This is a genomic window from Plantibacter sp. lyk4-40-MEA-4 (assembly GCF_030209415.1).
Lineage (GTDB): Bacteria > Actinomycetota > Actinomycetes > Actinomycetales > Microbacteriaceae > Plantibacter > Plantibacter flavus_A.
Window position 1 is genome coordinate 111913 of record NZ_JARVSA010000004.1, and the last position, 19436, is coordinate 131348.

Consider the following 19436-nt stretch of genomic DNA (forward strand, 5'->3'; position numbering starts at 1 on the left):
GACGCGGGACCCCGTGTCGCCTCAGCCGGCGGCGATCACCCAGAGGTAGAGCACCGCGGCAGCAGCGATCGCCCAGCTCGTGAAGCTGCCGACGAGGAACTCCTCCGCCTTGCCGCCGACCCCGCGATCCTCGGATATCTCCGGGAAGCGCACGATGCCCTTCGCAGCGACGAGGGCGGCGATCACCATGCCGGTGCCGCTCAGTGCGAGGACGACGATGAAGACGCGTTCGAGCGGGCCGATGAGTCGGCCACCGAGCAGCTGTGTCGTCGGACGCCGCGGCGTGGCGCTCTGCTCGACGCTCCCCAACTCGCGTCCGCGGATCATGACCGTCCAGGCGGAGGCGGGTGCCGCGGTCGGTTGCGGCTCGTCGTCCTCACGCGCGCGGCGCAGTGACGCCCGCACGATGAGGTTGCTGCTCCGCGTGAGGAAGACGAGCGTCGACCCGGCTGCGACGGCGAGAACCAGGGGCACCTCCTGCAGCACGCCGAGGTCGAAGCCCGCGTAGACCTGTGCAGCGGGGCTGTCGGCGGTCCCGCCCGCCCCGAACACGAGCGTGGAGACGACGACGAGGAGACCGAGCAGGAGCACGGGCCAGAACCCGCGCGGTCGTGACGCGTCCGAGGACGGCATGGCCACGATCCATCCGAGGGCGACGAGGCCGGTCAGCGTCGGCCACCACCAGTCGAGCCCGAGGCCCAGCACGGCGAACAGCCAGACCACCACCAGCCCGATCACCGGGGACCAGCGCGGGCCGCGGACCACACCTCGACAGAGGTCGGCGCCCCCGATCATGAGCAGCAGGACGGCCGTGATCATCGGGCCGGCGATCCGGCGAGCAGGTCGAGGGCCGAGACGAGCGCGGCACCGCCCGATCGTTGCAGGTTCTGCGACACCGCGGACTGCGAGATGCCGGCTTGGGCAGCCATCGACTCCTGCGATCGGCCGAGGAGCGCGCCCGCGGCGAGCTGTCGCTGTCGGGGGTTCCGCATCTGATCGATCGTGTGGTCGCGCAGGGTGAGGAGTGCGTTCACGATGGCGTCTCCGTCCTGGGGCGCTTCGCCCTCGAACCACGATCGCAGGTACGGCTGACGTTTGTCCTCTCGCCGATGCGCCTCGTCGATGGCGGCTCGGGCCCGCCACCAGGCGGAACCGTCCTGAATGCGGGCCTCCTGCCCGGCGTCGATGTCCGTGACCTCGCCCCAGCCGAGGCCGAACCGGCAATCGACCTCCGCGGGGAACAGCAGTCGCGCGAGGGTGGTGGCTCGCAGTGCGGTCGCGACGTCCGCGTACACGACCTGGAACTCGTCGCCGACCGTGGGACGCAGCGGCTGCTCGGCGGGCCAGGTGGCCTCCACCTGGAGGAAGACGTCCTGGATCGCGCGCTGAGCTCGGGTGCGGTCGTCGAGACGGCGGGAACCGACGATGTCGACGACGACGGCCAGGAGGAGATCGGTCATCTCAGAAGCATAGAGCTGATAGTGGCAGAACTATAAGCAATAATCGAATACTCACCTGCCACCGACGCCGGAGACGGAAGAAGGCGGCACCCATTGGGGGGAATGGGTGCCGCCTCTACAGTGCCGGATTGGGGGGAATCGCTGGCACTGCATGCACGAATGTGTATTCGGCCGGGTCCAAGTGTACGCCAGTGAACGGGGAACACAAGCACTCAGACGACCCCAGATCGAGTGGTTTCCCTACCATGCCCAGATCATTCACAGACTGGGCCCGAGAATTTGTTCGGATGAGTGACAAATCCGCAACGGAGAACGCGCTACGCTCGTGCATGGCACGGACTCGACCCGCCTCGGCAGGTCGGGTCAGGAACGCGGATTCGCAAGGGAGCGAGACACACACGATGAGCACGCAGATCGACAGCCTGATGCACGAAGACCGACGATTCCCACCGTCGGAGGAGTTCGCCGCGCAGGCGATCGCCAGCGCCGAGCTCTACGAGCGGGCGTCGAGTGACCGGCTCGCCTTCTGGGCCGAGCAGTCCCGCGAGCTGCTCACGTGGAGCAAGCCGTTCACGAAGACCCTCGACTGGTCGAACCCTCCCTTCGCGACCTGGTTCGACGACGGCGAGCTGAACGTCGCCTACAACTGCCTCGACCGGCACGTCGAGGCCGGCAACGGCGACCGCGTCGCCCTCCACTGGGAGGGCGAGCCCGGCGACACCCGCACCATCACCTACGCCGAACTCACGGCGGAGGTCAAGCGCGCGGCCAACCTGTTCACCAGCCTCGGCGTCGAAGCCGGCGACCGGGTCGCCATCTACCTGCCGATGATCCCGGAGGCGATCGTCTCGATGCTCGCCGTCGCGCGCATCGGCGCGGTCCACTCGGTCGTCTTCGGCGGGTTCAGCGCGGACAGCCTGCGCTCCCGCATCGACGACGCGGAGGCCAAGCTCGTCATCACCGCCGACGGCGGCTACCGCAAGGGCAAGGTCTCCGCGCTCAAGCCCGCCGTCGACGCGGCGCTCGCGAGCCGCGGCGAGCTGCCCGAGCAGGCGACCGTGGATCACGTGCTCGTCGTCCGTCGCGGCGAGAACGAGGTCGACTGGACGGCCGGACGCGACCTCTGGTGGCATGAGGCCATCGCCGACGCCGAACCCGAGCACGACGCGCAGGCGTTCCCCGCCGAGCAGCCGCTCTTCATCCTGTACACCTCCGGCACCACCGGGAAGCCGAAGGGCATCCTGCACACCTCGGGTGGCTACCTGACGCAGACGGCGTTCACCCACAAGAACGTCTTCGACCTCCGCCCCGAGACCGACGTGTACTGGTGCACAGCCGACATCGGTTGGATCACGGGCCACAGCTACGTCACCTACGGACCCCTCGCGAACGGCGCGACGCAGGTGCTCTACGAGGGCACACCGGACGCCCCGCACCCGGGACGCTGGTGGGAGATCATCGAGAAGTACGGCGTCAGCATCTTCTACACGGCTCCGACGGCGATCCGCTCCTTCATGAAGCTCGGCCGGAAGATCCCGAAGCAGTTCGACCTGTCGTCGCTCCGCCTGCTCGGCTCGGTGGGCGAGCCCATCAACCCCGAGGCGTGGATGTGGTACCGCAAGATCATCGGCAACAAGGTCGCGCCGATCGTCGACACCTGGTGGCAGACGGAGACCGGGGCGATCATGGTGTCGGCCCTTCCCGGTGTCACGTCGACGAAGCCCGGTAGCGCGCAGGTCCCGATCCCGGGCATCGCCATCGACGTGGTCGACGACGCCGGTGACGCGGTCGGTGCCGGCGGCGGCGGACTCCTCGTCGTGACCGAGCCCTGGCCGTCGATGCTCCGCGGCATCTGGGGCGACCCCGAGCGGTTCAAGGAGACCTACTGGGAGAAGTTCTGGGACGTCGAGGGCGGCCCGTTCTACTTCGCCGGCGACGGCGCCCGACTCGACTCGGACCGCGACGTCTGGCTGCTCGGCCGTGTCGACGACGTCATGAACGTCTCCGGGCACCGACTCTCCACCGCTGAGATCGAGTCGGCGCTCGTCGCCAACGAGATGGTGGCCGAGTCCGCCGTGGTCGGTGCGGCCGACGAGACCACCGGGCAGGCGGTCGTCGCCTTCGTCATCATCAAAGAGTCCCACCTCGAGCAGGCGTCCGGACTCGCGGACATCACCGGCGCGCTCCGCAGCTGGGTCGGCGAACAGATCGGTCCGATCGCCCGCCCCCGCGAGGTCTACCTCGTGAACGAACTGCCGAAGACGCGCTCGGGCAAGATCATGCGCCGTCTCCTGCGCGACGTGGCCGAGGGCCGCGAGGTGGGCGACACGACGACGCTCGCCGACACCACGGTCATGCAGATCATCACCGACAAGATGGTGAAGAACACGTAGATCGATGCTCCGAACACGAGAGCCGGACGGAATCAGTCATTCCGTCCGGCTCTCGTGTATGTGGCGCGGGAGGCGCTACGCGAACTCGACGATGAGCTCCACCTCGACGGGCGAGTCGAGCGGGAGCACGGCGACGCCGACGGCGGAGCGGGCGTGCACGCCGAGGTCGCCGAAGATCTCGCCGAGGACCTCTGACGCACCGTTGATGACGCCGGGCTGGCCGGTGAACGCCGGGTCGGAGGCGACGAAGCCGACGACCTTCACGATGCGGGTGACGCGGTCGAGCGAACCGATCTGGCTCTCCACCGCGGCGAGCGCGTTGAGCGCGCACGTCCGGGCGTAGGACTTGGCGTCGGCGGGCGAGACGAGTCCGTCGCCCTCACCGACCTTGCCGGTGGCGGGGAGCTTGCCGTCGGTCATGGGCAGCTGGCCCGAGGTGAAGACGTGCTCGCCGGAGACCACCGCGGGGATGTAGGCGGCGACGGGCGGGACGACGGTGGGCAGGGTGATACCGAGCTCGGCGAGTCGGTCGGCGATCTGGGACATGGGGGTTCCTCCGGGACGTCGGGTCAGTCGGCGATGGGGCGCTTGAGGTAGGCGACGAGCCCACCCTCCGGACCGGTGACGACCTGGACGAGCTCCCAACCCTCCCCGCCCCAGTTGTTCAGGATGGCTGCCGTGTTGTGGATCATCAGCGGCGTGGTGAGGTACTCCCAGCGGGTCATGTCTCTCCTCGATCGGGCGCTCCGCACGGAGAGGCGGAGGCGCAGGGGATGCTCATGGCGGGCCCCAAGTGAAGCTCGCTCACAGTTTCCCCGCTTACCTTCGATCCTATGCCTGAACCACGTACCCCCGCGAAGACGGTCGCGCAGAGCGTCCTCGGCTTCGTCGGCTTGAGCGTCGCCGCCGGTGTGCTCGCCACCGCCGCGGTCACCCCTGCCATCGCGATGACCGGCCTCGCCACCTCCACGGGCATCTCCGTCTTCGACGGCCTCCCCGACTACCTGCAGCTCGACTCACTCGCCCAGAAGTCGAGCATCTACGCCAAGGACTCCGCCGGCAACCCGGTGCTCCTCGCCTCCTTCTACGACCAGAACCGGATCGAGGACAGCTGGGACCAGATCTCCCAGTTCGCGAAGGACGCCGCGGTCTCGGCCGAGGACCCGCGCTTCTTCGAACACGGTGGCATCGACCTCGCGGGCACCGTCCGCGCGGTCGTCAACAACGCCGCCGGCGGGTCGACGCAGGGTGGCTCCTCCATCACGCAGCAGTACGTGAAGAACGTCCTGGTGCAGAAGGCCGAGGCGATCCCCGACAAGAAAGAGAGCGACGCGGCCTACGAGGAGGCGACCGCGACGACCCCGGAGCGCAAGCTCAAGGAGATGCGACTCGCGATCGGTCTCGAGAAGACGTACGGCAAGGAGGACATCCTCCGCGGGTACCTCAACATCTCCGGTTTCGGCGGACGCGTCTACGGGATCGAGGCGGCGTCCAACTACTACTTCAACACCACGGCGGCGAACCTCACGCTGGAGCAGGCGGCGACCCTGCTCGCGATCGTCAACAACCCCGAGAACCTCAGGATCGACAAGCCCGACAGCGCCGACAACGGCGCGGCCAACGGCTACGCCCTGACGAAGACGCGACGGGACTACGTCCTCGACCAGATGCTCAAGGAGCAGAAGATCTCCAAGGAGCAGCACGACACCGCCGTGGCGATCCCGATCACCCCGACGATCGTGCCGCCCGTCACCGGCTGTTCCGCGGCCGGGTCCTCCGCCTACTTCTGTGATTACGTGACGAACGTGCTGCAGAACAACGAGATCTTCGGTGCCACACAGGACGAACGGTGGACGAACTTCAAGCGCGGCGGATACAGCGTCTTCACGACCCTCGACCTCGACCTCCAGAGCGCCTCGCAGGCGGCGATCGACGAATACGTCCCGAAGACCACAACCGAGCTCGACCTCGGCGCCGTCTCCGTGAGCGTGCAGCCCGGGAGCGGGCGGATCCTCGCCATGGCCCAGAACAAGGACTACTCGCAGGATCCCGATGTCCTCGCGACGGGCTCCAACTACAGCGCCATCAACTACAACACCGACCAGGCCTACGGCGGCTCGGCCGGCTTCCAGCCCGGGTCGACGTACAAGATCTTCACCCTGACGGACTGGCTGAAGTCGGGCAAGGGCGTCAACGAGTCGATCAACGCGAACCGCAGATCCGACTGGGGCACCTTCACCAACAGTTGCGTCCCGGGTGGGACGGAGCAGGCGGAGGCCGGGTGGAGCCCGCGGAACGACGAGGGCGAATCAGGGTCCTACACCGTGAGACGTGCCACCCAGCAGTCGATCAACACCGCGTTCATCGCGATGGCGCAGGAGCTCGACCTCTGCGACATCAGCAAGACCGCCGAGTCGATGGGCGTGCACCGTGCCGACGGCGCGCCACTGAACAACTCCCCCGCGACCGTGCTCGGCACGAACGAGGTCGCCCCGCTGAGCATGGCGACCGCGTTCGCGACGCTCGCGGCCGGCGGCAAGACCTGCGACCCGATCGCGATCGACTCGATCACGAAGCCCGACGGGTCGACTGCCGAGGTCCCCTCCGCGAACTGCCGCCAGTCGGTCGATGCGAAGGTGGCGGCCGCGGCCGACGACGTCCTCCAGGGCGTCGTGTCGAGCGGTACCGCGTCCGCCTCGGGCGCCCGCACCGACGGCGTCGGTGAGCTGATCGGCAAGACGGGGACCACGGACAACGCCGAGGCGACCTGGATGAGTGGCGCGAGCACGACCGTCGCGACGGTCGTCGGCACCTTCAACGTCAGCGGACACGTCAACCTCCGCGACACCTACATCGACGGCACCCAGGTCGCGTCCATGCGGCACTACATCTGGCCGGAGGTCATGTCGGCCGCGCTCGCCAAGTACCCGGGCGGCGACTTCCCTGAGGCCGACCGAGCCACGCTGCAGGGCGACGGTTCCGGCAGCAGCGAGGAGGACTCGACGCCCGCGCCGACACCCACCGCCGACCCGACGCAGGCCCCGAGCGAGGCGCCGACACCGGCACCGGGCGACGGCGCGGACACCGATGGGACCGGCGAGGACGGCGGGCCCGCAGCCCCTGGGAACGGCGGCGGAGCCGGGAACGGGAACGGGAACGGCTCGCCCGGATGATCGGATGCGGCTGCCGGTCGCACGCCGACCGACAGCCGCGTCGCGTCGCCCGGCGGCAACGATCGGGTTTCAACGCAGCCCTGAGCGGGCCTTTTTCAGGATTGTCGCTTAGCATCGATCCATGCCTCAACAACATCGCACGGCCACCGGTGTGCTCGGCGGCTTCCTCGGCTTCCTCGGTCTGAGTGTCGCCGCGGGCGTCCTCGTCACCGCCACGGTCACTCCGGCGCTCGCTGTCACGGGGATCGCGACCAACAGCACGATCAACGTGTTCGACGGTCTGCCCGACTACCTGGCCCTCGACGAGCTGGCGCAGAAGTCCAACATCTACGCGACCGACAGCGCCGGTACGCCGCAGCTGCTTGCGTCGTTCTACACGCAGAACCGCATCGAGGTCGGTTGGGACCAGATCAACCAGTTCGTGAAGGACGCGGCGGTCTCGGCCGAGGACCCGCGCTTCTACGAGCACGGCGGTGTCGACCTCACGGGAACGATCCGTGCGGCCGCGATCAGCCTGTCCGGCAACGACCTCCAGGGTGGTTCGTCGATCACGCAGCAGTACGTCAAGAACGTGCTCGTGCAGAAGGCCGAGGCGATCACCGACAAGGAGAAGATGGAGGCCGCGTACGACGAGGCCACCAAGACCACTCCGGAGCGCAAGCTCAAGGAGATGCGCATGGCCATCGGCCTCGAGAAGCGCTATGGCAAGCAGGACATCCTCCGGGGCTACCTGAACATCGCCGGGTTCGGTGGTCGCACCTACGGCATCGAAGCCGCCGCGAACTATTACTTCAACACGACCGCGGCGAACCTCAACCTCGAGCAGGCCGCGACGCTGATGGCGATCGTGAACAACCCCGAGACGCTGCGTCTCGACCGCCCGGAGAGTGAGACCAACGGCGCGGCCAACGGCTACGCGCTGACGAAGGACCGCCGCGATTACGTCCTCAAGCAGATGATCAAGGAGGGCAAGATCACGCAGGAGCAGTTCGACGTGGCCATCGCCACCGTGATCACGCCCACGATCACGCCGGCCAGCACGGGTTGCCAGACCGCCGTGAACATCAGCCCCGGCTCCGGGTTCTTCTGCGACTACGTCACCCGCGTGTTCCAGAACAACCCGATCTTCGGTGAGACCGAGGACGAGCGGTGGGCGGCGTTCAACCGTGGCGGCTACAGCGTGTTCACCACGCTCGACCTCGACCTCCAGTGGGCAGCACAGAGCGCGCTCGACGCGTACATCCCGCACGCGAGCGACCAGCTCGACATCGGCGCGGTCGCCGTCACGGTCCAGCCGAAGACCGGCCGGATCCTCGCGATGGCGCAGAACAAGGACTACACGAACGATCCGGAGATCGCTGCGACCGGAGCGAACTTCAGCGGCGTCAACTACAACACCGACTACGACTACGGCGGATCGAGCGGTTTCCAGCCCGGCTCCACGTACAAGACCTTCACCCTGGCCGAGTGGCTCAAGGAGGGCCACGGCCTGAACGAGGGCGTCGACGGACGCAAGCGATCGCCGTGGGGTACGTTCAAGGACTCCTGCGCCGACGGCGGCACGGTCTACGCCGGCTCCGATTGGAACCCCGGTAACGACGAGGGCGGCAACGGCGGCTACTACACCGCGCTGCAGTCCACGAAGGCCTCCATCAACACCGGCTTCATCGCCATGTCCAAGCAGCTCGACCTCTGCGGCATCCGCAAGACGGCCGAGTCGATGGGCGTGCACCGCGCCGACGGCGGGCCGCTCCTGCAGTCCCCTGCCACCGTGCTCGGCACGAACGAGGTCGCCCCGCTCAGCATGGCGACGGCCTTCGCGACCTTCGCATCCGGCGGCGTGACCTGCGACCCGATCGCGATCGACCGCGTGGTGAAGCCCGACGGCACGGAGATCCCCGTTCCGGCGGCGAACTGCCGCCAGGGCCTCGAGCCCAACGTCGCGGCGACCGCGAACGTCGCTCTCCAGGCGACCTTCAACGGTGGTACGACGAGCGCATCGCGCATCGGTGACGGCATCCCGCTCATCGGCAAGACCGGAACGACCGACAACAACGAGGCCACCTGGATGAGCGGTGCGAGCACCTCCGCGGCTACCGTCGTCGGGGTCTTCAACGCCACCGGCCACGTCAACCTCCGACGCACCTACTTCGATGCCGGGCAGGTCGCGGTCCTCCGTCACTCGATCTGGCCGCGCATCATGGAGGTCGCCAACGGCAAGTACGGCGGCACAGCGTTCGGCGACCCGGATCCATCCCTCATCAACGGCCAGTCCGTCCAGGTGCCGGACGTCGCCGGGAAGTCCATCGAGGAGGCACAGAAGATCCTCGAGGATGCCGGCTTCGGCTTCGCGAACGGCGGCGCCGCCGACTCCGCCCTCCCCGTGGGTCAGGCTGCCAGCACCAACCCTGCCGGCACGGTCCCGAAGGGCTCGATCATCACCGTCTACACGAGCAACGGCCTGGTCGGCGTCGTCCCCGATGTGAGTGCTGCCGCCAGCTTCGACGATGCGAAGGCGGCCATCCAGGGTGCCGGGTTCTCGAACGTGGGTCAGAAGTGCGTCGCGGACCCTGCGGCCACGGGCACGAAGGTGACCGGGGTGGATCCGCCAGCCGGATCCCAGGCGAAGAAGGACGCGAAGATCACGGTGTCGATCACGAAGGACAAGTGTTGACGCTTTGACGCGATGACGAAGGGCCCGGTCGGATGTCGACCGGGCCCTTCGTCGTACCCGCGGATGCGCTCCGGGCGTCTTCGGAGGGGCCAGCGGGTACGCTCGTGGGACGGTCGGCACCACTCGACGACCGAGGAGGAGACGATCGATGGCGGCACCCATGAGCACCGGCGGCAGACTCGGAACGGCAGCGGCCGTCGTGGCAGGCCTCGGGGCCCTCACCTTCGGGTACGCGTCGGTGATCGAGCGCAACGCCTTCACGCTGCGCAGGGTGACCGCTCCGGTCCTCCCGCCCGACGCCGAGCCGATCACCGTGCTGCACCTCTCCGACCTCCACATGGCGCCCTGGCAGCGCCGGAAGCAGGCCTGGCTGCGGTCGCTGGCCGATCTCCGGCCGGACGTCGTGATCAACACCGGAGACAACCTGGGGCATGAGCAGGGCGTCGACGGGATCAGGGCTGCGCTGTCGGTGTTCGCGGGGGTTCCGGGCGCGTTCGTGCACGGCTCGAACGACTACTACGGCCCGACCGCGAAGAACCCGTTCAAGTACTTCACGCAGACCTCGTCGAAGCACGTCTCACCGACCACCCTCGACACGGGCGCGCTCGAGCGGTTCTTCATGGACGAACTCGGCTGGATCGACCTCAACAACGCGGTCGGTGAGATCTCGGTCCGCGGGACCCGCCTCGACCTGTTCGGCGTCGACGACCCGCACAAGCACTTCGACCGTCTGGACACGTTGACGGCCCTCATCGACGAGCGGTTGGACGCCGAGACGTTGGAGACCGATGACCCGTCCCTGGCGCACACCGTGACGGTGGGCGTGATGCACGCTCCGTATCGTCGGGTGCTCGACGCCTTCGTGACCCAGGGTGCGCAGTTCATCTTCGCGGGTCACACCCACGGTGGTCAGGTCTGTGTGCCGGGCTACGGGGCACTCGTGACGAACTGCGACATCCCGCGCAAGCAGGTGAAGGGGCTCAGCGTCTGGCGCCACGCCCTCCGATCGGCGTACCTGAACGTGTCGGCGGGTGTCGGCACGTCCATCTATGCACCCGTGCGCTTCGCCTGCCGGCCGGAAGCGTCGCTCGTGACGCTCCTCCCCCGTCGCACGGTGGTCTGACCGGGCCGGACTGCCCTTCGACAGGCTCAGGGACCGACGATGCGCCTCAGGGACCGCCAGCCCGAGAAACAGAGAAGCCCGGTCAGACAATCTCTTGTCTGACCAGGCTTGTGCTGTCGGGGTAGCGGGATGTGCGACCCGCCAGCCCAGCGGACCGCCAGCCCACGAAAACAGAGAAGCCCGGTCAGACGATTTCTCGTCTGACCGGGCTTTGCTGTCGGGGTAGCGGGATTTGAACCCACGACCTCTTCGTCCCGAACGAAGCGCGCTACCAAACTGCGCCACACCCCGATGGCCCGAAGGCCTTGTCTAGGATAGCCGATTTTTCAGCGGCTGTTCGCCACTTCCTGGAATCGGTGGATCCCGGACCGGATCAGCCGAGCGCCGCCATCGCCGCCCGGCCGATCCGTGATCTCACGCCTGCTGGCGGCGACGCACGACCACGGTGCCGAGCGCGGCAGCACCGACGGCGAGGAGCCCACCGGCCACCCAGGGGAGGGCGGTTCCGGCGAACCCGGTGTCGGCGAGGGCGTTGCCCCCGGCAGACGGGTCGGAGGCCGACGCGGCGGCAGCAGCGGCGTCCGCGGGGTCCAGCACGGTGAAGTCGGACGAATCGGTCACGGCGCCCTGGGTCGCGGTCAACGTGTAGGTGCCCGCGGGGTCCGCAGCCGTGTCGATGGAGACCTGGATGTCTCCAGCGGCGTCAGCGACGGTCGACAGGGTACGAGCGGAGACGCCGGCCACCGAGGAGTCGATGGTGATCGACACGGTCTGGTTCGCGGCCCAGAAGTCCGAGCACGAGTACGAGACCGCCGCGCCGCGCGCGACGCTCGCCGGCGTGATCGAGTTACAGCTGCCTGGACCGTAGCTGTCGCCCTCGACCGCGTTGGCTGCGGTGGGCAGCGCGGCGACGGCGAGGAGGACGAGTGCGGCGGCGGAGAGAATTCGTTTCATGTGCGGGCCCCTAGGTGTGCGGATGGCGCATGCGCTGCGTGATGCGACATGCGGACACGGCCTGGAGCCGAGCGCTGTTCACTCGTGGCCTCCATGGCCGTCATCATGCTAGGGCAGCCGCTCGCTCGCCAGAGCTGGAAAACCGCGGAATTCCGCGGATGTGACCACCTTTGGGGGTACGCCCTGTCCGCCTGGCGCCAGGCCGTGGTCCGAGCGGACGACCGCCCGGACCACGCGTCCCGACCGACGGATCAGGCCGTCTTGCGGCGACGGATCGCCATCGCGCCGACGACGCCGGCACCGACGACGAGGAGGCCTCCGCCGATCCACGGCAGGGCTCCACCGTCGAAGCCGGTCGAGGCGAACTCGCGCTCCGAGACCTGGAACGAGGCACTCTCCGTGGTGGCGCCCTGGGTCGCCGTGACCATGCAGGTGCCGGAGGCGGTCTTGCTGGTCTCGATCGTCACCGCGAACGCGCGGGCGGCGTCGGCGCTGAACGTGCCGGACGTGGGTGCGGCGCTCTGCTCGGCGGCCTGCTCGGTCGCTCCGGCGGTGTTCGGCTTCGCAGCGGGAATGCTGCAGCCGGGCCCGGCGACGGTGACCGTCACCGGAGTGCCGGGGTCGAAGGTGCCGTCGCAGCGGAAGACGGTCGACTCCCCCTGGGTCACCGACACCGGTGTGAGGGTCGCACAGCCGGCAGGGCCGTAGGTGGACGAGTCGGTCGCTGCACTCGCGGCGGTCGGGGCCGCGAAGACTGCCAGGAGGCAGAGCGATGCTAGGGCAAGGGTGCGCTTCATGTTGATATCCCCAAGGAACGTCGAATACCCCCTGCGTCCGCCGATTTCGGGTGGGCGTCCGCGCGAGGTTCCCCAGGGTCACGAATTCGGGTGCGTGGCTTCCTGAGGTGTTGTCATGCTATGTCAGGAGCCGCACCGAGGGAAGGCTGAAATGGTCGTTTTGCCCGTGATTCCGGGGGTTGTGACCAGGTTTGGGGGTACGTCGGAGGCCTTCGGAGCGAGCACGGTGAAGACGAGTTCCCTTGTCGCCCCCGGAGTGAGGGTCACGTCGGTCTGGGCGTAGAGACGACCGTTCGGGTCGGTCACGGCCTTCACCGGCAGGTCCTCGCCGTCGCTCGCACCGAGCAGGGTCGCGCCGAGCGGGCCGTGGATCACGACGCGCGTCGCGATGTCTCCCGCGGGGGTGCCGAAGCGCCCGCCGGCGGTCACGTAGTCCGGCAGGGAGGTTGCGGCGTCCGCCGGTGCGGTGGACGTCAGGGTGACGGCGACGACGTATTCGGCGCCCTGTTTCGTGCACCGGGCGTCGCGGATGTCGACCTTCGTCTCCAGGTAGTAGTCCATCTTCGCGCGGGTCAGGTCTTCGAGGTAGACCCCGGTGTACACGGCTGCGTCGTCGGTCGCCGGTGGGATCCCGGCGAGGCTCGTCTCGGCGATCAACGCCTGTTCGGTGGGGACCGCACTCCACACGTGGAGACGGTTCTCCGCACCGGACTCGGACAGGGCCTGGACGAGGGCGCCGGGGTCGGGCGAGCGGGAGATCATGCCCTCGAACACCGCACCCGAGACCGCGGCGAAGAACGCGTCCTGTACGAGCCGGTCCGGGAACCGGGCGTAGACGTCGCTCAGCAGCGTCTTCGCCGCGTTGTCGGCGGTGAGCTCGGTGCCGTCCGGGAGGGCGACGGGGCCGGTCGCCTCCAGCAGGTGTGCGAGGACGTAGGGGTCGACGGCGACCACGGTGTCGATGGGAACGCCGAACACCTGGGTCCCCATGGCTGCGGCGAGCTCGCCGGTGCGACTGAAGTCGACCGTGAGGTTGGTGTCCTGGATGTACCGGCCGAGGTTGTCGGTGTAGACGTTCTGCTCGAATTGGGTGAGCGGGAGTACCGGGGCGGGGAATCCGGAGAAGTCGTCGCTCCCCCGGGTGCCGACGAACGAGATGACGCCGTTCTCCGCGTGGATGAGGGCCACCGCCCCGGCGATGCCGCCACTCGAGCGCAGCTCCGCGTTGTTCTGGATCATCACCATGATGTTCCGAGGCCCGGCCCCTCCCGCCATGTCCGGCAGGAGCGCCGTGGCCCGCGCCGCGGTGTCGAGCATCGTGGATGCACCGGTGATCGTGCGGGTGAGCTTCTCGACGGCGTCGGCGACCACCGGCAGCGCACCGTCCGTGCCGATCGTGTCCACGCGCCCGGCGATGGCGTCAGCCGCTGCAGCCGCCTCGGCCACGGTCGGCGCGACGGCGCGGAGCGGCTCCGTCGCGATCGACCCGTCCCCGGGGAGCAGGGACGACAGGTTCACCTGATCGGCGATCTCGACGACCTTCGGCACGACGTCGACTGCGACGTCATCGGTCGCGGCGGCGGCCTGTCGCACCGCGGAGAAGTTCACGCCGAGGAACGGGACCGCCTCTGCCGCCCGCCAGATGGGATCACTCGTCAGCGACACCGCCTCGCCGGTGTGCTTGGTGAGTGCACGCTGCGTGACCTCGGTGCCGCTCGCGTCACCCTTGAGCACGGCCGACTGGAGCGACTTCGCCTCCGACTGGGCGGCTTCGAGCGCGTTCTTCGCCAAAGACGCCCGGACGCCGAGCCAGGCTCCGAGCGCGAGGACGACGAGGAGGACGGCGAGTGCGATCCACCACAGACGCGAACGCCTGCGGCCGGGCAGGCGGATGCCGGCCGTCGCCGGGCGTGGGTCAGCCAAGAGTGCTCCTTGTTCGGGTAGGCACAGCCTAACCGCCGGATGATGGCCTCCGAGGGTCGCTGCACGCCCCCTTTCAGGGGTGGACGACGCACGCCACACCAGGGCTCACGGCCGCTCATGGCCTACGATTGCGGGATGCCGTCAGCACGCCCGTCGACCGATCTGGAGCCGCACCGCAGATGACCCGCACGCCGCGCATCGTGATCGGGATCCTGCTGCTGCTCTGCCTGTGCGTCATGCTCGGCATCGCGTTCTGGCCGACGCCCGTCGACGCCGACGGCCGGACGACGCTGCTGGCGATCCTCGATCGCTTGCAGGCCGCGGGCGCCCCGACCTGGTTCGACTACCGCTTCGTCGAATCGGCCGCGAACGTCGTGCTGTTCATCCCGCTCGGAGCTCTGCTCGCCCTCGAGCTGCCGTTACGCCTCTGGTGGGTCGCACCGCTGACGACGACCCTGTTCTCGGTCGCGATCGAACTCGGACAGACCCTGCTCCCCGAGCGGGTCGCGACGATCGCCGACGTCTACGCCAATGCGGCCGGAGGGCTGCTCGGCGCGACGATCGTGCTCGTCGTCCGGCTACTCGTCACCGGTCACGGACGACCGAGACCGACGTAACGCCACCCGGCGCCCCGCCAGGCGTCCACGTCGAGGCAGTTGCGTCCGTCCACGATCGTCTTGCCCGCGGTCAGCTCGGCGACGGCAGAGGGGTCGAGGGCTCGGAACGCCTTCCACTCGGTCACGACCACGACGATGTCCGCGTCCGTCACGGCCTCTTCCGCCGAGTCAGCGAACGTCAGCTGCGGGTGGAGCCGACGCGCGTTGGGAACCGCTTCCGGATCGAAGGCGAGCACCTTCGCACCCAGTCCGTTGAGGCCGACGGCGACATCGAGGGCCGGCGAGTCTCGGACGTCGTCGCTGTCGGGCTTGAACGCGAGGCCGAGTACCGCGACCCGCTTCTGGTAGGCGCTCCCGCCGAGCTCCTCGACGACGAGGTCGATGACGCGCTGACGACGACGCAGGTTGATCGCGTCGACCTCCTTGAGGAAGGCCACCGACTCCCCACGACCGAGCTCCTCGGCACGAGCGGTGAAGGCGCGGATGTCCTTCGGCAGGCAGCCGCCGCCGAACCCGACACCGGCGTTGAGGAAGCGGCGACCGATCCGGGCGTCGTAACCGATCGCATCGGCGAGCTCCGTGACGTCGGCGTCGGTGACCTCGGCGATCTCCGCCATCGCGTTGATGAAGGAGATCTTCGTGGCGAGGAACGCGTTCGCGGCGACCTTCACCAGCTCCGCGGTCGAGTACCCGGTGGCGACGAGCGGCGTGCCGGTGGAGAGTGCCTGCGCGTAGACCTCGTCGAAAGCGGCTCGAGCGACGGCGGCGTCCTCGGGAGCCGGCGGCAGCCCGTACACGAGTCGGTCGGGCGCGATCGTGTCCTGCACGGCGAAGCCCTCCCGCAGGAACTCGGGGTTCCAGGCGAGCACCGCGCCGGTGGGGGCGACGAGTTCGGCCAGGCGCGCGGCGGTGCCGACGGGGACGGTCGACTTGCCGACGACGACGTCTCCTGCCGACAGGTGCGGCAGGAGGGCCGTCACCGCGGCGTCCACGTAGCGCAGGTCGGCGGCGTTGGAGCCGGCCTTCTGCGGCGTGCCGACCGCGACGAAGTGCATGGTGGCCCCGGCCGCGTCGGCCATGTCCGTACTGAACCGCAGGCGGCCCGACTCGACACCGGCCAGCAGCAGCTCTGGAAGGCCTGGCTCGAAGATCGGCGAGCGTCCGGCGGCGAGGGCCTCGATCTTGGCCGGGTCCACGTCGATGCCGACGACCTCGTGCCCGATCGATGTCATGGCGGCCGCGTGCACGGCCCCCAGGTAGCCGCAGCCGATGACGGAGAGCTTCATGCGTGTGATCCTTCGCTGATGGGAGGTGCGGTGGGTGTGCTGGACAGGCGACCGCCGGACTCCTGCAGGTAGCAGACGCCGCAGAGCGATTCGTAGGTGACGGTGGTGCCGTCGATGGCGACCTGGTCGCCGTCGAAGACGAAGGTGTCGCCGAACCGGCGGCCGTTGAAGATCGCCTTTCGACCACAGCGACAGATCGTCTTGAGCTCCTCGAGGCTGTGGGCCACCTCGAGGAGGCGGCGGCTCCCGGGGAACGCGACGGTCTGGAAATCGGTCCGGATGCCGTAGGCGAGGACCGGGATGCCCTCGAGCAGCGCGATGCGCAGCAGATCGTCGACCTGTTCCCCGTGGAGGAACTGGGCTTCGTCGACGAGCAGGCAGCTGACGTCCTCGCCGGTCTCCTGCACGACGCGGCGACGGTGCTCCGCGAACACCCGGACGGCGTCGTCGTCAGGACCGAGCAGGAAGTCGGCATCGCGGGTCACGCCGAGGCGACTGACGATGGCGGCGTCGCCCTTCGTGTCGAGGGACGGCTTGGTGAGGAGGACGCGGTGGCCGCGCTCCTCGTAGTTGAACGCCGCCTGGAGCAAGGCGGTGCTCTTGCCGGAGTTCATCGCCCCGTATCGGAAATACAGTTTCGCCACCAGGCAAGCTTAGGGTTCCCAAGCTGCACCTGTCGCATCCGACGAGGGGCCGGGCGAGGACCCGTGCGGCGGCTACAGCGAGATGTCGAGGGCCTCGGCGGTGCTCTCGAGGACCTTCGCCGCCGTCTCGGGGACGTCGTTCAGCGTCGAGCCGTAGGTCGGGATCATCTCGCGGAGCCTCGGCTCCCACGCGGTCATCCTGTCGGGGAAGCACTTGCGCAGGACGTCGAGCATGATCGGCACGGCCGTCGATGCGCCGGGCGAAGCGCCCAGCAGTCCCGCGATCGTGCCGTCCGCACCCGTGATGACCTCGGTGCCGAACTGCAGGACGCCGCCCTTGGCCTTGTCCTTCTTCATGACCTGGGCTCGCTGCCCGGCCTCGATGAGGTACCAGTCCTCGTCCTTCGCCGTCGGCAGGAACTCGCGGAGGCTGTCCATCTTCTGCTTGCGGGACTGCAGGAGCTGCCCGATGAGGTACGTGATGAGACTCGGGTTGTCCTTGGCGACCGCCAGCATCGGGAGGAGGTTGTGCGGGCGCACCTGGGTGACGAGGTCGAGCATCGATCCGCGCTTGAGGAACTTCGGGCTGAACGTCGCGTACGGGCCGAAGAGGAGGCTCGCCTGACCGTCGACGACGCGGGTGTCGAGGTGCGGGACCGACATCGGCGGGGCCCCAACCGAAGCCTGGCTGTAGACCTTGGCCTGGTGCTTCGAGACCACCGCGGGGTTGTCGGTGCGGAGGAACTGCCCACCGATGGGGAAGACGCCGTAGCCCTTGATCTCGGGGATCCCGGACTTCTGCAGCAGCTTGAGCGCCCATCCGCCGGCGCCGACGAAGACGAAGCGGGCGTTGATCTCCATCGGTGATCGTCCGAGCGTCTGACGGCCTCGGATGCGCCAGGTGCCGTCCTTCAGCCGCTTGAGCGACCGTACCTCGTGGTTGGTGCGGACGTGGGCGTTCGGCGCTGCGCCGAAGAGCTTGTGCGTGAGCGAACCGAAGTCGACGTCGGTTCCCGCGGTGATCCGGGTGGCCGCGATGCGTTCGCCGACGGCACGACGGTTGATGAGCAGTGGAGCCCACTCGGCGATGACGGCCGGGTCTTCCGAGAACTCGATGCCGGCGAAGAGCGGCTGATCCTTCAGCGCCTCGTAGCGCTTCCGCAGGTATTCGACGTCCTTGTCGCCGCGCACGAACGTCATGTGCGGGGTCGGGTTGATGAAGGTGTCGGGTGCGCCGAGCAGGCCCTCCTCGACGAGGTGCGACCAGAACTGACGGCTGAGCTGGAACTGCTCGTTGATGCCGATGGCCTTCGCCGGGTCGACGTGGCCGTGGGCGTCCTGCGGCATGTAGTTGAGCTCGCACAGCGCGGCGTGGCCCGTCCCGGCGTTGTTCCAGGGGTTGGAGCTCTCGAGTGCGACGTCGCTCAGGCGCTCGTACACCTCGACCTTCCAGTCAGGCTGCACCTGGTGGATGAGGGCGGCGAGCGTGGCGCTCATGATGCCACCACCAATGAGGGCTACGTCGATGGTTTCGGTCACCAGAGCAGTCTAGTCGCGGCGAGGCCCGAGCTCTCCACCCGCGTGCTGTCGCTGACCGCATGCTGTGAGATCGCTCGATGTCGAGACACTTCGGCCCGACTGCACGACCGCCGGGTCAGCGTCCGGGGAGCGCGGGGGTGAGGGCGTCGAGCTCCTCGAGCATGCGCTGCGCGAGGTGCGCGTACCCGGCGTCGCTCGGGTGGAGGCCGTCGGCGGAGATCCACGTCGCCGGGTCCTCGTCCAGCCAGTGCGACGCCCCGGAGATGTAGTCGGCCCCGATGGTGTCGGCGGCGTCGTGCACCCATCCGATGATCTGTTCGACGGAGGCCGGTCGCTCAGCGGTGTACCACCAGGGCTCCACCACGATGATGCGGGTGCCGGGCAGCCCGTCGCGCAGCCGCTGGAACTCCGGCAGGATCGCCTCCCGGATCGCCTGCTCGTTGCCGGTCCACTCGAAGTTGTCGTTGATGCCGAGCGCGACGATGAGGACCTCGGGGTGCTGCGCGATGACGTCCGCCGTGACATCGCCGACCTTGTCGCGTTTGCGGACGAACCCGAGACCCGGGTAGCCGGCGTTGTACTCCGTCCAGCCCTCGGCCTTCGCGACGAGCGAGGACCAACGGGCGGCCGGCGACGACGCTGCCGAGCCCTTCGTGTACGAGTCGCCGTAGAACGCGACGAGCGGTCCGACGGCGACCTCGGACCCGGAGGTGTCGGCGCGGGCGACCGTCGTCTGCTGGACGTCGGCACGCAGGCCACTCACGGTGATCACCGCGGTGACGGCGATGGCGGCCGCGATGAACGCGGCCAACCACCGTCGGCGCAGGCGTGGTCGCTGGCGGGCCATGTCGTC

General features: G+C 68.6%; 16 protein-coding genes and 1 tRNA gene. 5 read left to right on the forward strand and 12 right to left on the reverse strand.

The window, feature by feature from the left end; all coding sequences use genetic code 11:
- Positions 1 to 21: 21 nt before the first annotated feature.
- Together QRN44_RS08740 and QRN44_RS08745 are read right to left on the reverse strand one after the other, a co-directional pair.
- Positions 22 to 819, reverse strand: a complete 798-nt coding sequence (locus QRN44_RS08740) for a hypothetical protein (RefSeq protein ID WP_285038892.1) — start codon at positions 817 to 819, stop codon at positions 22 to 24.
- The gene (locus QRN44_RS08745; protein WP_285038893.1) at positions 816 to 1460 is read right to left on the reverse strand and encodes a SatD family protein; all 645 of its coding nucleotides are present in this window, start codon (positions 1458 to 1460) and stop codon (positions 816 to 818) included. The genes QRN44_RS08740 and QRN44_RS08745 overlap by 4 nt, the downstream gene beginning before the upstream one ends.
- Positions 1461 to 1861: 401 nt before the next feature.
- Here QRN44_RS08745 and acs point away from each other — a divergent pair, with 401 nt between their 5' ends.
- Positions 1862 to 3853 carry an acetate--CoA ligase gene (acs, locus tag QRN44_RS08750; protein WP_285038894.1) on the forward strand — a complete coding sequence of 664 codons (1992 nt, stop codon included), beginning with the start codon at positions 1862 to 1864 and terminating at the stop codon, positions 3851 to 3853.
- Positions 3854 to 3928: 75 nt separating this feature from the next.
- Here the strand turns inward: acs and QRN44_RS08755 are convergent, their stop codons facing one another.
- Entirely contained in the window at positions 3929 to 4399 is a 471-nt protein-coding gene (locus QRN44_RS08755; protein ID WP_175117467.1) for a RidA family protein, read from the reverse strand.
- A 23-nt stretch (positions 4400 to 4422) separates the two neighbouring features.
- Complete coding sequence (sp36, locus tag QRN44_RS08760; RefSeq protein ID WP_162852301.1) at positions 4423 to 4578, reverse strand: Sp36 family protein; 156 nt, start codon at positions 4576 to 4578, stop codon at positions 4423 to 4425.
- A 108-nt stretch (positions 4579 to 4686) separates the two neighbouring features.
- On the opposite strand from sp36, the gene QRN44_RS08765 reads away from it, so the two are divergent.
- The 3 genes from QRN44_RS08765 to QRN44_RS08775 all read left to right on the forward strand — a co-directional run bounded on the left by QRN44_RS08765 (position 4687) and on the right by QRN44_RS08775 (position 10823).
- Positions 4687 to 7026 (forward strand): transglycosylase domain-containing protein, encoded by a 2340-nt coding sequence (locus QRN44_RS08765; protein WP_285038895.1) that lies wholly within the window; start codon positions 4687 to 4689, stop codon positions 7024 to 7026.
- A gap of 121 nt (positions 7027 to 7147) precedes the next feature.
- Positions 7148 to 9700 carry a transglycosylase domain-containing protein gene (locus tag QRN44_RS08770; protein WP_121293944.1) on the forward strand — a complete coding sequence of 851 codons (2553 nt, stop codon included), beginning with the start codon at positions 7148 to 7150 and terminating at the stop codon, positions 9698 to 9700.
- A gap of 148 nt (positions 9701 to 9848) precedes the next feature.
- The gene (locus tag QRN44_RS08775; protein ID WP_285038896.1) at positions 9849 to 10823 is read left to right on the forward strand and encodes a metallophosphoesterase; all 975 of its coding nucleotides are present in this window, start codon (positions 9849 to 9851) and stop codon (positions 10821 to 10823) included.
- A gap of 217 nt (positions 10824 to 11040) precedes the next feature.
- Here QRN44_RS08775 and QRN44_RS08780 read toward each other — a convergent pair.
- The 4 genes from QRN44_RS08780 to QRN44_RS08795 all read right to left on the reverse strand — a co-directional run bounded on the left by QRN44_RS08780 (position 11041) and on the right by QRN44_RS08795 (position 14497).
- A tRNA-Pro gene (locus QRN44_RS08780) sits at positions 11041 to 11114 on the reverse strand.
- Between the two features lie 123 nt (positions 11115 to 11237).
- Positions 11238 to 11777, reverse strand: a complete 540-nt coding sequence (locus tag QRN44_RS08785; protein WP_285038897.1) for a hypothetical protein — start codon at positions 11775 to 11777, stop codon at positions 11238 to 11240.
- A gap of 251 nt (positions 11778 to 12028) precedes the next feature.
- Positions 12029 to 12574 carry a hypothetical protein gene (locus QRN44_RS08790; RefSeq protein ID WP_285038898.1) on the reverse strand — a complete coding sequence of 182 codons (546 nt, stop codon included), beginning with the start codon at positions 12572 to 12574 and terminating at the stop codon, positions 12029 to 12031.
- A gap of 123 nt (positions 12575 to 12697) precedes the next feature.
- On the reverse strand, positions 12698 to 14497 hold the full coding sequence (locus QRN44_RS08795; protein ID WP_285038900.1) for a DUF4012 domain-containing protein: 1800 nt from the start codon (positions 14495 to 14497) through the stop codon (positions 12698 to 12700).
- Positions 14498 to 14676: 179 nt separating this feature from the next.
- Here QRN44_RS08795 and QRN44_RS08800 point away from each other — a divergent pair, with 179 nt between their 5' ends.
- Positions 14677 to 15114, forward strand: coding sequence for a VanZ family protein (locus QRN44_RS08800; RefSeq protein ID WP_079003130.1), 438 nt, complete (start codon positions 14677 to 14679; stop codon positions 15112 to 15114).
- On the opposite strand, the gene QRN44_RS08805 is transcribed toward QRN44_RS08800, so the two are convergent.
- From QRN44_RS08805 to QRN44_RS08820, 4 genes are all read right to left on the reverse strand, one after another.
- Positions 15090 to 16400 carry a UDP-glucose dehydrogenase family protein gene (locus QRN44_RS08805; RefSeq protein WP_285038901.1) on the reverse strand — a complete coding sequence of 437 codons (1311 nt, stop codon included), beginning with the start codon at positions 16398 to 16400 and terminating at the stop codon, positions 15090 to 15092. The two genes, QRN44_RS08800 and QRN44_RS08805, sit on opposite strands and share 25 nt — an antisense overlap.
- Positions 16397 to 17044: a thymidine kinase gene (locus tag QRN44_RS08810; RefSeq protein WP_121293934.1), complete on the reverse strand. Its 648-nt coding sequence runs from the start codon at positions 17042 to 17044 to the stop codon at positions 16397 to 16399. The genes QRN44_RS08805 and QRN44_RS08810 overlap by 4 nt, the downstream gene beginning before the upstream one ends.
- A gap of 72 nt (positions 17045 to 17116) precedes the next feature.
- On the reverse strand, positions 17117 to 18583 hold the full coding sequence (locus QRN44_RS08815; RefSeq protein ID WP_079003133.1) for a malate:quinone oxidoreductase: 1467 nt from the start codon (positions 18581 to 18583) through the stop codon (positions 17117 to 17119).
- A gap of 115 nt (positions 18584 to 18698) precedes the next feature.
- Complete coding sequence (locus tag QRN44_RS08820; RefSeq protein WP_082916156.1) at positions 18699 to 19430, reverse strand: SGNH/GDSL hydrolase family protein; 732 nt, start codon at positions 19428 to 19430, stop codon at positions 18699 to 18701.
- Positions 19431 to 19436 lie beyond the last annotated feature (6 nt).

Excerpts from the sequence above, each read along its gene's own strand:
- QRN44_RS08740 (WP_285038892.1), bottom strand. The coding sequence starts at position 819 with ATGATCACGGCCGTCCTGCTGCTCATGATCGGGGGCGCCGACCTCTGT.
- QRN44_RS08745 (WP_285038893.1), bottom strand. The coding sequence starts at position 1,460 with ATGACCGATCTCCTCCTGGCCGTCGTCGTCGACATCGTCGGTTCCCGC.
- acs (WP_285038894.1), top strand. The coding sequence starts at position 1,862 with ATGAGCACGCAGATCGACAGCCTGATGCACGAAGACCGACGATTCCCA.
- QRN44_RS08755 (WP_175117467.1), bottom strand. The coding sequence starts at position 4,399 with ATGTCCCAGATCGCCGACCGACTCGCCGAGCTCGGTATCACCCTGCCC.
- sp36 (WP_162852301.1), bottom strand. The coding sequence starts at position 4,578 with ATGACCCGCTGGGAGTACCTCACCACGCCGCTGATGATCCACAACACG.
- QRN44_RS08765 (WP_285038895.1), top strand. The coding sequence starts at position 4,687 with ATGCCTGAACCACGTACCCCCGCGAAGACGGTCGCGCAGAGCGTCCTC.
- QRN44_RS08770 (WP_121293944.1), top strand. The coding sequence starts at position 7,148 with ATGCCTCAACAACATCGCACGGCCACCGGTGTGCTCGGCGGCTTCCTC.
- QRN44_RS08775 (WP_285038896.1), top strand. The coding sequence starts at position 9,849 with ATGGCGGCACCCATGAGCACCGGCGGCAGACTCGGAACGGCAGCGGCC.
- QRN44_RS08785 (WP_285038897.1), bottom strand. The coding sequence starts at position 11,777 with ATGAAACGAATTCTCTCCGCCGCCGCACTCGTCCTCCTCGCCGTCGCC.
- QRN44_RS08790 (WP_285038898.1), bottom strand. The coding sequence starts at position 12,574 with ATGAAGCGCACCCTTGCCCTAGCATCGCTCTGCCTCCTGGCAGTCTTC.
- QRN44_RS08800 (WP_079003130.1), top strand. The coding sequence starts at position 14,677 with ATGACCCGCACGCCGCGCATCGTGATCGGGATCCTGCTGCTGCTCTGC.
- QRN44_RS08805 (WP_285038901.1), bottom strand. The coding sequence starts at position 16,400 with ATGAAGCTCTCCGTCATCGGCTGCGGCTACCTGGGGGCCGTGCACGCG.
- QRN44_RS08820 (WP_082916156.1), bottom strand. The coding sequence starts at position 19,430 with ATGGCCCGCCAGCGACCACGCCTGCGCCGACGGTGGTTGGCCGCGTTC.